The organism is Enterococcus sp. AZ084 (assembly GCF_051714905.1).
GTDB lineage: Bacteria > Bacillota > Bacilli > Lactobacillales > Enterococcaceae > Enterococcus_B > Enterococcus_B pernyi.
Genome location: NZ_JBIOSS010000001.1, coordinates 1,576,922 through 1,589,341, shown reverse-complemented (window position 1 = coordinate 1,589,341; position 12,420 = coordinate 1,576,922). Strand labels below are relative to the sequence as shown.

The window sequence follows — 12,420 nt, the reverse complement described above, 5'->3', positions numbered from 1 at the left end:
ATGCAAGTCCTCCAAATCTTGAGATTATGGAACTTGCATTTTTATAACACCAAAACTATTTAGATTTCTTGATCTTTTTCAAAGACAAGAAGGTCTCCTGGCTGACAATTCAAAACTTCACAGATTTTATCTAATGTGGTGAAGCGAATCGCTTTCGCTTTTCCAGTTTTTAAAATTGAAAGATTAGCCATGGTAATACCAACTTTTTCACTTAGTTCTGTTACTGACATTTTCCGCTTTGCTAACATTACGTCTAAATTAACAATGATCGCCATCTCACACCTCACACGGTCAATTCGTCATTTTTCTTCAAACGAATTGCTTCTTCCAATATTTTGATCAAGACATTCATTAATACTAACCCCGCAAAAGGTAAGAAAACCAGTGCAAAACCTAATAGCATCAATCCAGGAGCATCATCCGCATCTGCCATTTGATAGAATTTTGGTAAAATACCAAAAGCACTGAGTGATATCAGAATCATTACTTTCCGGATATAGCTAACTAAACGGTGTGAATGATCTGAGAAGGTCTGGTCATTAGAGATGATTGTCAATAATTTAAAAATGATACCGCCAATGATGATACCAGATAGTAGAGTGGTGAAAATGACTAAAATCAATAGAGTGGTTTGCCAATCTAAGGGGGCATTTGATTCATTGGTCAGTAACTGAGTAGCGAACAACAGACCAAAAAGACCGAAAACAACACATATTCCGATAGTCGTTGTTTTTAAAAAGAGTGAATGTTTTTTCATTTATTTAACCTCCTAAAAAAATGTATATATTGATATTCAACTATAATTTATCGTTTTTCGATAAATTGATGGTTGAACGATTGCCTTTTCCGAAGAAAAGGCAATCTAACGAAGCATTGGTGTTACTTAAAACCTCTAAAGAGGCGATTACTCTATATTAACTCTTTCTCATTTAAACAATGTATTCCCTAACCACTAATACATCCTTGTAACCCTTTAGTTACGCCAGTGGGATTAAATTTCATAAAAACAAATTAAGATGTCGTATAACATATGATTCGCAATATATCTATTATAGCACAACCTACAATAGATGTAAATAGACTATTAATTTCAAAAAAAATCCTTGGTTCTACCGAAAAAATGAAAAGTTCTACGCAGTTTATTAATCAACATGTAATCCAAATGACTAGTGAAATGTGCTACAATCTTTTTTGGTGAAAAGGATTAAAACGTTTTTGTTATCGAAAGATACATAAAATGAAGAAATGAGGCTTTGTTTAAGAAAAATAGGTTAATGAAGCAATTCTTTGTTGTTTTTGGTTTGTTGTGTACGTGAGGACTTACTTAAATTAGGGGGACATTTTGTGAATTTAGACACGCTGGAAAGCTTGTTGATTGTCATCGTTCAGACGGCTTGCATCTTTTGGGTGACTAGCTATTTGGATACGCATTTAAAAAATCGGTATTACGTCATTTTGTCGATCATTGGAATCATTTGCTATATGGCACTTTATTTTGTGATCAATGTTTTTGCAACTGCAGTTTTATGGGCTAGTTTATGTGCCATAACTTATTACTTCCGGCGAAATATTTATATTGCGCTATTTATCCCTTCTGTCACATTCTGTTTATATATTTTTTCCGATTATATCATCAATTTTAGTTATACGATTCTTCATTTGGTTCTAAATATAAGATTAACTGTGATTCTAGGAACCCTTCTTTTTTTCTTCTTTGCATATATTTTCAAAACATGGTTATTAGAAAAGTGCTACAAAGATCTCTTGACGATGAAAATCAGCGGAATCATCGCAACAGCGACGATTTGTGTCTATTTTTGTCTAGTGGTCATAGAAAGATTTCCGAATTTGCGAATTTATTTGATCGATGCACATGAGCTATTCATGATTTTGTATGGGCTATTGTCAGCGATTATTTGTTTTTCGTTTATTTTCATAAAAAGAACGGAATATGAAAATAGAGAGCAAAAACGTCAAATGAGTTACTTGATCGAATACAGTGAACAAGCTGAAAAAAATTATTTAGAGATTCTAAAATTTAAACACGATTACAAAAATATTCTAATTTCATTGGAAGAGTATATCGAAACTGAAGATTTAACAGGTCTAAAGGATTATTTTAGAAATAGTATCAAAGCGACAGGATCGATTTTTGACCAAGAAATTTTTAGGATGTCTTCGATTTCAAATATAAAAATTCGAGAAATCAAAAGTGTGATCATGAGTAAGTTATATATGGCACACCAGAAAGGAATCCATGTGAGCATTTCTGTGCCTGAGGTGGTCAATCATGTGGAAGTGTCTACGATGGTACTCGTAAGAATGCTGGGGATCATTTTGGACAATGCAATAGAAGCCTCAGAAGAACTTGAACATCCAGAAATTGAACTAGCAATTGTGGCAGACCATAATGACTGTACGTTTATGTTGATCAATAACTGTCCACGTGATTTGCCTAAATTACATGATTTAAAGAAAGCAAGTTTTACGACAAAACCCGGTAATTCTGGGATAGGTTTGACAAATCTGGATGAGCTAGTCCAGTTGAATGCAAATGTATTTTTAGATACAAAGATCCAAGATGATAAGTTTATACAAATCATAACTATATGTGAGGTAGAGGGGTAACTATGTTAAAAATTTTTATTTGTGATGATGAAGAGATCCATCGTAACCGCATCACCAACATTATAAAAAATTACGTGATGATGATGGACTATGATGTGGAGTTCCAACTAGCTGCCGATAACCCGTATGATATTTTATCCTACGTATCAACTAACAAAACAGAGGGTATCTATTTTTTAGATATCGATTTAAATTCAGATATCAACGGTGTGGAACTAGGAAAGCAGATTCGACAGTATGATCCAACAGCCAAAATCATTTTTGTTACGACCTATACCGATTTTGTCTATCTTACTTTTCTTTATAAGGTAGAGGCATTGGATTATATAATCAAAGACAATGAAGAACAATTGCAACAAAAAATCATCAGTTGTATTGATATTGCGATCGAACGCTATATGAATACTGCGTTGTCTACCAGGGAACAGATCTGGCTAAAAAGCGGTGCCGTCGATGTAAAATTATATGTGGATGAAATTCTCTTTTTTAGTTCAAGTTCAACACCACATAAATTGATCGTACACTTGGACAATCGCATGATTGAGTATGCGGGGAAAATTAAAGAAATCGAAAAATTAAGCGATTCTTTGTGTCGCTGTCACCAATCGTTTGTCGTCAATTTGGCAAATATAGCAGAAATCAATAAAAAAGAGCGAAAAGTGATCATGACGAACGGGGAAGAATGTTTAGTCTCTACCAGATATTTAAAAAAATTAGCCACTCGCTTTGAAAATGAGTTTTCGCCCAAAGCATAAATGCATCGATTTTTGCACTTTTGACAAAAAAAGAAGCACTTTTGATAAAATAATCCATAGATTTGTAAAATAGGTATAATAAACTGCGAAGGAGCGTGAAAGATGACTGAAGAGTACATTTCAATAGAGGAAAAATTATCAAAGAAAATAAGTGGACATTTCGCTTCACAATTAGGACTTTCACCGATTGAACAAGCAAAGGTGGAATATGGGTTATCGATCCTATTTGTTGATCTGTTCAAGATGATCGTGATGTATGGGATTGCGTTTCTCTTACATATTGTGGGAGCAGTATTCATCACACACCTTGTATTCATCTCAGTTCGTTTTACCACGAAAGGATTTCATGCAAGTAACAGTGCAGTTTGTACAATACTTAGTGTGCTTTTCTTGGTTGTTTTGCCATGGATCACCGCTTCGCTTGGTTTTGAATCGACTCGTCCTTTGTTTGTTCTCGGAATTCTATTCGTGGGTTTAGGAATATTCGTAAAAGAGCGGACGATCAATCAAGCAAAAGGACCTTTCCGATTAAGAAAAACGGTTCTTATTATTTTGTTCATCACAACGATCGGCTTGCTTTTACCTAGTGACAGTATTCGTACATATCTTTTGTTAGGTCTAGCAATTGCTACATTGTTGATGTTTATTAAAAATAAAGGGGTAGAGTAAATATGTTAACAAGTCTAAAAACAAAGAAATTACAAATGATGCAGGTTATCTCAACAATGGCGATAGCTATCGCAACTTACGCAATGGGAACGATCGGTGCAGATTGCACATTCGTTATCTACGAACCAAAAATGCCTGAAGCATTAAAAAATGAAATGAATAAATAAAAATAAAAAAGCGATTTAGAAAAAATCTAAATCGCTTTTTATTTTTTTGATATTCATACTCATTCATTTCTTTCGATAATTTTGTAGTAAGAGAACGAATAAAAAGAAAAACAATGATTCCCATAGAGTGGTGGTCCAACTAAATTCTTTAGACACCCCAAAAAATAGATTACCAGCATTGGAAACAATCAAGTAAATAATCGTTATTATAAATGCATATATGGATTTTTTTAGCATATGACACCTCTTTCTAAGAGTAATAGTTTTACTAAATTGAATAACTATTATTCTAACATTTTTCTTTTACTTATTATAAAATATTTTAATGGTTTTTGAAAAGGGTATCATCCTTTATAATAAAAGATTAAAATATTTGGTTTGAAAGTGGGGAATGATCGTTTCTTGCTGCATTTTGTCATTTTTATTTTTTATTTTGTAATATAAATGAGCATTATCTTTGCAATTTTTAATCTTGAATACTATTCTTGTAGTATAGCCAGCAAGAAACAATAGAAGTTATATAATAATTGTTACTGTTATTTAAGATTTCTATTCAGGAGGGAGTACCAAAGTTATTTTGAGCCTGCACTTTTTGGTAGCGCTTACTTTAAGTAGGTATTTCTATAGGTTCCTCAAGTGATATACTTGTTGGTCATGTGTTGAAAAATAAAAAATAAGATACTTAGGAGGTGGAAAATGAATAAGGGGGTAAAGATCATCGGTGTAATTGTAAGCATAATTTTACTTTCAGTACTTTTGATCATCGCTCTAGTTAATGCACCATATGTCTTACCTGAACAATTGGAACGTTTTCGCTTTTTTACGATAACAAATTATTTTATGCAACAATATATTTTCTGGGCTGCAGTCGTTTTTGCAATTGTTGTCGTTCTCATCTTATTATTTGTTCTTTTCTATCCAAAATCGAAAGGAACCTTCGTATTAAAGCACAAAGATGGAAAATTGACGTTGGATAAAAAAGCAATTGAAGGACTGACTCGTTCGTATCTACACGAAGAAGAGTTCATTCAATCGCCAAAAGTCAAAGTACGATCAACAAAACAGAAAATCAATATTCATGTAAAAGGCGATCTAAAACGTACTTCTTCTCTGATTGGCAAAACAGAAATGTTGATGCAAGAAGTGAGAGATCAAGTTGCCAATGTCCTTGGTTCAGAACAAGAGATCAAAGTAGCTGTCAATTATAGTAGTTATCAAGAAGAAAAAGATCATGAAGACAACCAGCACTCACGAGTAGAATAGGAGGGCACACAAATGAAAGAATTCTTTTCACTATATAAGCTCCCTATTATCTTTGGGGGTCTTGGCTTACTATTAGCCGTTTTATGGTTAACAGTTGGATTTTTCAAAACTCTTTTAATATTGATCATGACCGCTATTGGTGTGGGTATTGGTTTTTATTTAAAAGAAACCAAATTGTTAGATGAATATTTCAAATCATAGGAGGAATTTAATATGGAAAACAAAGATTTCAAAAACGTGAACACTACTACAGGTACAAATCCAGTTGCTGATACTACAGCAAAAGGTGAATTGACTTATGAAGACAAAGTCATTCAAAAAATCATTGGTTACGCATTGAAAGACGTTGACGGTTTGTTGACTCTTGATGGCGGATTTTTCTCAAATATTGCTGAAAAATTAGTCAATACAGATAACGTGACTGCTGGAATTAACGCAGAAGTTGGTAAAAAACAAGTTGCTGTTGATTTAGATGTAGTTGTTGAATATGGAAAAGATATCGAAAACATTTATGATCAAATCAAAGAATTGATCAGCACAGAAGTAAATGAAATGACTCATCTTGATGTGATCGAAGTTAACGTAAATGTTGTTGACATCAAAACACAAGCAGAATACGAAAAAGATCAAGAAACAGTACAAGATAAAGTAACTGATGCAGCAAAATCAACTGGTCAATTTGCTTCAAAACAAACTGACAAAGCAAAATCAGCTGTTGGCAAAGGTGCGCAAAAAGTAAAAGAAAACAATGAACCACGCGTACAATAAACTTAATTTTATAGAATTTTAGGAGGAAATAATCATGGGATTTATTTGGTCATTAATCGTTGGTGGTATTATCGGAGCAATTGCAGGAGCAATCACAAATAAAGGTTCTTCAATGGGAATCATTGCGAATGTGATCGCAGGTCTAGTTGGATCAGCTATTGGTCAAGCACTTTTAGGTACTTGGGGTCCAGTGATCGGTGGAATGGCAATCGTACCATCACTTATCGGAGCAATCATTTTAGTATTGATCGTTTCATTCTTTGCACGTAAGCTTTAAGCAAAGGACGCTTACTCAGATGTAATGATCTGATCAAGAAAGAGATCGACTAAACATTCTAACAGACCACAAAGAGTAGTTTTTATTCTAACTCTTTGTGGTCTGTTTGTTTGTACATATTTTCGAATATTCGTTGTTTGTCTTTTATCAATCGGTTAATTCACTTGAATTCAGTGTTTATCATAAAAACAATATGTGAACTACGATTTTTTTGATATTAAAAAAATAACAAAATGCTTATTCCGCAGCAATCTTCGAGGTTTAACTGATAGATAACTGTTATTTCTCGTCTTGACGTTAAATATTGCTATAGATAAAGCATTTTTTCTTTGTTATCCTTTTATTGAAATATTATATGAAGAGTTTTTATAAGCATCATTTTATAACGTTGATTTCAATTTTTTACAATAAAACAAACATAAAAACTAGGAGTTAAGAATATTTTCAAGATATTTACAAATAATATATGTAATCTAAATATTCGAACGTTAAGATGAAGATGTGAAAGAAAACAACTGTCATAAAAAATATAAGGAAGAGCGGAGGGTCACTTATGATTGAGGTGATCGGATTACAGAAAACTTTTGATAATGGCTTTGAAGCATTGAAGCAAGTAGATTTTGCGATTGAAAGAGGAGAACTTGTTTGTCTTTTAGGCCCTAGTGGCTGTGGTAAATCAACGATGTTGAACCTCATCGCAGGACTATTACAACCGACAGATGGCGATATTCGTTTTAACGGGCAATCGGTCATAAAAACAGAACCTAAAGATCGTAATATTGGCTTTGTTTTTCAAAATTACGCGTTGTATCCACACATGACTGTCTTAGAGAACATCATGTTTCCTTTATTAGTTGGGAATAATAAAAAGAAAAAAGGCGAAGCAAAAGTGATTGCTGAAAAATATATGGATTTAACCAATATCAAAGAGTTGCAGAACAAGAAACCTGGGACTTTATCTGGTGGGCAACAACAACGAGTAGCCATCACGAGAGCCTTAGTACAAGAACCAGAAGTCTTATTATTGGATGAACCTTTAAGTAATCTCGATGCTCGACTTCGCTTGAAGATCCGTGAAGAAATTCGCAGGTTAGTAAAAGAAGTGGGGATCACGACGATTTTTGTCACCCACGATCAAGAAGAAGCTCTATCGATCAGTGACAAAATCATCTTGTTGGAAGATGGCAAGATACAACAAGAAGATGATCCTCAAAATCTCTATTTAGAGCCAGAAAATTTATTCGTTGCGAAATTCATTGGTAATCCAATTATTAATTTTTTACCGATTGAAGTCATCGATGATCGGGTCAAACATGCGTCATTTGATTTACCACTTTCTCATTTTATCGAAGAGCGTTTCAAAAAATCAATCACAAATGGTAAATATTACTTAGGTATGCGTCCTGAAGATATCTTTCCAAGCGATAATGGTCCTTTGAAAGGGAAGATTCAAAGTGTTGAGTTGATCGGTCGTGAACGGATTTTACACTTTGAACTTGCAGGAGAGCGAGTAAAGTCGATTGTACGAGTGGAAAATGAGATTACTGAAGGAACTGAGGTTACGTTTAATTTGGCTTATCCTAAAGTGTTCTTATTCAGTCTTGATGGAGAGAGGATCTATTGATGGGAAAGAAGAATTATAACTCTGAAAATCAGCTAAAGGCTTGGTATTTTTTGCTTCCAGCATTACTTGCAATTTTCGTATTCAATATTTATCCGCTTTTTCGAGCTTTTTTTATGAGCTTTCAAAAAGGGACATTGATCAATCCTCGCTTTGCAGGAGTTGAGAATTATCAACGGTTGTTTAATGATCCGGTATTTTTTCGCGCATTGAAAAATACTGCTTTCTACAGTTTTACCGTCGTACCAATTGCTTTGATTCTTTCATTAGCAATTGCGTGGGTGATTTTTGAAAAGGTAAAGTATAAGTCATTTTTTGAAGCGATTTTTTTTATGCCCTATGTCACGAGTACGATAGCGATCGGTATTGTTTTTCGCTATTTTTTCAACGGATCATACGGACTCATCAATTATTTACTCGAGTTTGTTGGGCTTCCCCGCGTGAATTGGTTAGATAGTGTGTCAATGAGTATGCCGACTTTGATCCTCTTTGGTATTTGGACAAGTCTAGCTTTCAATATCATCATATTATTAGCGGGATTCCGTAACATTGACAAAGAGCATTACAAGATCGCGAAAATGTTTGGCGCAAATGAATGGGAGATTTTTTTACAGATCACTTTGCCCCAATTGCTTCCTACATTGACGTTTCTCTTAACAGTCAATTTGATTGGCGCATTTAAAATCTACACGCAAGTTTATGCACTGTTTGGTGGTCAAGCTGGAATTGCAAAAAGTGCGATGACCGCAGTATTTTACATTTATGATAAGTTCCACGTTGCAGGTAGACCAGGTCTAGCTATGGCAGCAACACTTGTTTTATTCTTGCTTATTCTAAGTATTACTTTTTTCCAACAGTTGATTTTGAAGAAAGTGGGGAGACAAAGATGAAAAAAATCGTTACATTGCTCTCACTCTTATTTTTGACACTCCTAGGAATCATTACTGTGTTTCCATTTATCTATATGATACTCGGTGGATTGATGACGTATCGGGAAGCGACAAGTATTCCACCAACTGTTATACCTGATTCCTTTCAATGGGTGAATTATTTCGCGGTATTTGAAAAAGCGCCATTTATCCAATACTTCATCAACACGTCATTTGTATCGTTAGTAACCACATTGGCAACCGTTATCACTTCACTGTTAGCAGCATTTGCTTTAGCAACTTTGGAATTTCGCTACAAGAAAGTAGTGATGGTAGGATTGATTTCTCTGTTGATGATTCCATACGAGTCGATCATATTTACGAATTATAATACAATCGCACGTTTAGGCTTGTTGAACTCTTATACTGCCTTGATCTTACCGTTTTTGACGAGTATTTTTTATATTTATTATTTGACTAATTACTTGAAAAGTATTTCACGTTCCTTTTATCAAGCAGCTAAGATCGATGGCGCATCTGATATGGAATATATCAAAAAGATCCTTGTTCCTATGTCTAAGCCAGCGCTGGTCACAGTAGGAATTTTGACTTTCATTTCGAGTTGGAACTCCTTTTTATGGCCGTTATTGGTCACAAATGACAAAAGGTTTCGCTTATTGAACAATGGCTTATCTGCATTTACGAGCGAAAGTGGCAGTGATGTCCACTTACAATTAGCAGCAGCCACCTTAACCGTATTACCAATCGTGCTTATTTACTTTATTTTTAGAAAAGAAATCATCCGAGGAGTGGCAAAAAATGGGATCAAAGGCTAATCAAAAAACAAGTATTACCTTTCATAGTGGGCTCATGACGATTGGTGGAACAGTCATTGAAGTTGCTTACGGGGACGATAGAATCTTTTTTGACTTTGGGACAGAATATCACCCTGAGATCAACTTACCAAATGAAGAGCTACCAACTTTACTAGATGTAGGATTTATTCCAGCAATTGATATTTATGATCCTCGATTGACCATACAAAAGCAAGAGACTAAGTTTAAAAATACTGCAGTATTTTTATCGCATGTTCACTTGGATCATACAAAAATGATCAATTATCTTGATCCAAAAATCCCCTTATATACATTAGAGCCGACCAAAGATTTATTGGAAAGCTTAAATCGTAACGGGACATTCTTGTTGCCTTCGCCTTATATAGAAGGAAATACACGAATGATCAAAACGATTGCGCCTGATCAAGATATTCACATTGGCGAAATAACGATACGTTTGTTTCCTGTGGATCATGATGCATATGGGGCAGCAGCCTTTCATATCGAAACACCAACTGCTTTGATTGCTTATTCAGGTGACCTTCGTCTTCATGGATTTGACCGACATTTGACAGAAGAATTTTGTGAAGCGGCACAGAAGGTCGATGTATTGATGCTGGAAGGAGTGAGCATTAGTTTCCCAGAGAAAGAAAAGAAACATGTGACATCACCAGATAGCGAAAGAGGACTGACGGAGCAACTGGTGAAGTTGATCCAAGAAAACGAGAATCGTCAATTGACCTTCAATTTTTATCCAGCGAACATCAAACGCTGGGAAGCTTTGATCGATGCTTCCCCACGACAAGTAGTTGTCGAAGCAGAAATGGCTTTACTCTTACAAAAAGTCGCAAAACGAGAAGTCCCTTATTACTACGCTGAGAAGAAAGAGCGGATCGATACATTAGATCCACAACTTGAGTATTCTTACGATACTTTATTAGCAGATTCGACAGATTATTTTTGGCAATTTGTTGGTAAGGTTGACTCATTACAAAAAGGAGGTCTGTATATACATAGTGATGCCCAACCATTAGGCGAGTTTGATCCCCAGTACGCGATTTTTAGAGCATCTTTTGAAAAGCAACAAGTGGAGTTTAAGCAGTTATCATTATCAGGTCATGCAAAACCTGCGGATCTAGCAGAAATCATCGATCGGATAAAACCAGCTATGTTGGTCCCAATCCATACGTTAAAACCTGAGAGTATGCACAATCCATATGGAAGCAGAGTATTAGTACAAAGAGGCGAAACCATTCAACTATAATTGGAGGAAAATGAAAAATGAAATGGACAACTATTAGTAAGTTTTTGGTAGCATCAGCAGCTGTGATGACTTTAGGCGCTTGTGGGAACACTGGCTCGAACGCCTCTTCATCAAGTGAAGAAATCGTCACTGACCTAACAGAAGACACGACGATCACCTTTTGGCATGCAATGAACGGTGCGCAAGAAACAGCGTTACAAAAGATGACTGATGATTTTGTTAAAGCAAACCCAACTATCAAAGTCGAATTACAAAACCAAGCCCAATATTCTGATCTACAAGCAAAGATCAACTCTACTCTTCCGTCACCAGGAGATCTACCAACAATCACTCAAGCTTATCCTGGTTGGCTATACGATGCTGCACAAGACGAGATGCTCGTTGATCTCCAACCATTGATCGATAATGACACGATTGGTTGGCAAGACCAAGAAGCGATTCGTACCTCTTTGCTGGATGGCGCCAAGATCGATGATGTCCAGTACGGTATTCCTTTTAATAAATCGACTGAAATGCTCTTTTATAACAAAGATATGTTGGAAAAATATGATGTCGCTGTGCCAACGACATTCGCTGAACTCAAAGAAGCATCCCAAAAGATTTATGAAGCAACGGATGGCGAAGTTGTAGGTGCCGGCTTTGATTCTTTGAACAACTATTATACGATCGGTATGGAAAACAAAGGGGTTGAATTTAACAAAGAGTTAGATTTGACCAGTGACAAATCAAAAGAATTGATCAACTATTACGCGGAGGGTGTCAAAGATGGATACTTCCGGATCGCGGGATCAGACAACTATTTATCAGGGCCTTTTGCCAATCAAAAAGTAGCTATGTTTATCGGATCGATTGCAGGAGAAGGATATGTGAAGAAAGATACGGAAGGTGTATTTACGTATGATGTTGCTCCACGCCCTGAAAAAATCAATTTACAACAAGGAACGGATCTCTACATGTTCAGTAGTGCCACACCAGAAGAACGGACAGCAGCGTTTTTATATATGAAATTCTTATCAGAGCCAGAAAACCAATTGTATTGGGCAACCATGACTGGCTATATGCCAACGATCGAATCAGTATTAGAAAGTGATGACTACAAAAATTCATCGGAAACAAAAGTCCCACGACAGTTAGAAGAGGCAACGAAAGAATTGTTCTCGATTCCAGTCGTGGAGAATAGTGACAATGCGTTCAACGAAATGCGTACGATCATGGAGAATATATTAGCTAACACAAATCAAGATACAGATCAATTGATCACAGATTCAGTACCGCAGTTAGAAGATGCCTGGAACCAATAAAA

General features: G+C 35.4%; 15 protein-coding genes. 13 read left to right on the top strand and 2 right to left on the bottom strand.

What is annotated here, in order from left to right; all coding sequences use genetic code 11:
* Window positions 1-59: 59 nt before the first annotated feature.
* Window positions 60-275, bottom strand: a complete 216-nt coding sequence (locus tag IGI79_RS07310; RefSeq protein ID WP_010735376.1) for a helix-turn-helix domain-containing protein — start codon at window positions 273-275, stop codon at window positions 60-62.
* Between the two features lie 8 nt (window positions 276-283).
* Window positions 284-757 (bottom strand): DUF2975 domain-containing protein, encoded by a 474-nt coding sequence (locus IGI79_RS07305; protein WP_066025054.1) that lies wholly within the window; start codon window positions 755-757, stop codon window positions 284-286.
* Window positions 758-1,344: 587 nt separating this feature from the next.
* Between IGI79_RS07305 and IGI79_RS07300 the strand changes: the two genes are divergently transcribed.
* From IGI79_RS07300 to IGI79_RS07240, 13 genes are all read left to right on the top strand, one after another.
* Window positions 1,345-2,628 carry a sensor histidine kinase gene (locus tag IGI79_RS07300; RefSeq protein ID WP_066025053.1) on the top strand — a complete coding sequence of 428 codons (1,284 nt, stop codon included), beginning with the start codon at window positions 1,345-1,347 and terminating at the stop codon, window positions 2,626-2,628.
* 2 nt (window positions 2,629-2,630) lie between these two features.
* Window positions 2,631-3,383, top strand: coding sequence for a LytR/AlgR family response regulator transcription factor (locus tag IGI79_RS07295; protein ID WP_410300271.1), 753 nt, complete (start codon window positions 2,631-2,633; stop codon window positions 3,381-3,383).
* 102 nt (window positions 3,384-3,485) lie between these two features.
* Window positions 3,486-4,052: an accessory gene regulator B family protein gene (locus IGI79_RS07290; RefSeq protein WP_195339384.1), complete on the top strand. Its 567-nt coding sequence runs from the start codon at window positions 3,486-3,488 to the stop codon at window positions 4,050-4,052.
* A 2-nt stretch (window positions 4,053-4,054) separates the two neighbouring features.
* A complete protein-coding gene (locus tag IGI79_RS07285; RefSeq protein WP_010735382.1) occupies window positions 4,055-4,219 on the top strand; it encodes a cyclic lactone autoinducer peptide in 165 nt (54 codons plus the stop codon).
* A 696-nt stretch (window positions 4,220-4,915) separates the two neighbouring features.
* Window positions 4,916-5,482, top strand: a complete 567-nt coding sequence (gene amaP, locus IGI79_RS07280; protein WP_410300273.1) for an alkaline shock response membrane anchor protein AmaP — start codon at window positions 4,916-4,918, stop codon at window positions 5,480-5,482.
* 12 nt (window positions 5,483-5,494) lie between these two features.
* The gene (locus IGI79_RS07275; protein WP_010735385.1) at window positions 5,495-5,683 is read left to right on the top strand and encodes a DUF2273 domain-containing protein; all 189 of its coding nucleotides are present in this window, start codon (window positions 5,495-5,497) and stop codon (window positions 5,681-5,683) included.
* A 12-nt stretch (window positions 5,684-5,695) separates the two neighbouring features.
* On the top strand, window positions 5,696-6,250 hold the full coding sequence (locus IGI79_RS07270; RefSeq protein WP_010735386.1) for an Asp23/Gls24 family envelope stress response protein: 555 nt from the start codon (window positions 5,696-5,698) through the stop codon (window positions 6,248-6,250).
* 34 nt (window positions 6,251-6,284) lie between these two features.
* The gene (locus IGI79_RS07265) at window positions 6,285-6,527 is read left to right on the top strand and encodes a GlsB/YeaQ/YmgE family stress response membrane protein (protein WP_010735387.1); all 243 of its coding nucleotides are present in this window, start codon (window positions 6,285-6,287) and stop codon (window positions 6,525-6,527) included.
* 553 nt (window positions 6,528-7,080) lie between these two features.
* On the top strand, window positions 7,081-8,151 hold the full coding sequence (locus IGI79_RS07260) for an ABC transporter ATP-binding protein (protein WP_438845794.1): 1,071 nt from the start codon (window positions 7,081-7,083) through the stop codon (window positions 8,149-8,151).
* A complete protein-coding gene (locus tag IGI79_RS07255; RefSeq protein ID WP_438845793.1) occupies window positions 8,151-9,038 on the top strand; it encodes a carbohydrate ABC transporter permease in 888 nt (295 codons plus the stop codon). The genes IGI79_RS07260 and IGI79_RS07255 overlap by 1 nt, the downstream gene beginning before the upstream one ends.
* Window positions 9,035-9,853 carry a carbohydrate ABC transporter permease gene (locus tag IGI79_RS07250; RefSeq protein WP_438845792.1) on the top strand — a complete coding sequence of 273 codons (819 nt, stop codon included), beginning with the start codon at window positions 9,035-9,037 and terminating at the stop codon, window positions 9,851-9,853. The genes IGI79_RS07255 and IGI79_RS07250 overlap by 4 nt, the downstream gene beginning before the upstream one ends.
* Window positions 9,837-11,117, top strand: a complete 1,281-nt coding sequence (locus IGI79_RS07245) for an MBL fold metallo-hydrolase (protein ID WP_438845791.1) — start codon at window positions 9,837-9,839, stop codon at window positions 11,115-11,117. The genes IGI79_RS07250 and IGI79_RS07245 overlap by 17 nt, the downstream gene beginning before the upstream one ends.
* Window positions 11,118-11,134: 17 nt before the next feature.
* Entirely contained in the window at window positions 11,135-12,418 is a 1,284-nt protein-coding gene (locus IGI79_RS07240; protein WP_066025046.1) for an extracellular solute-binding protein, read from the top strand.
* Window positions 12,419-12,420: the final 2 nt, after the last annotated feature.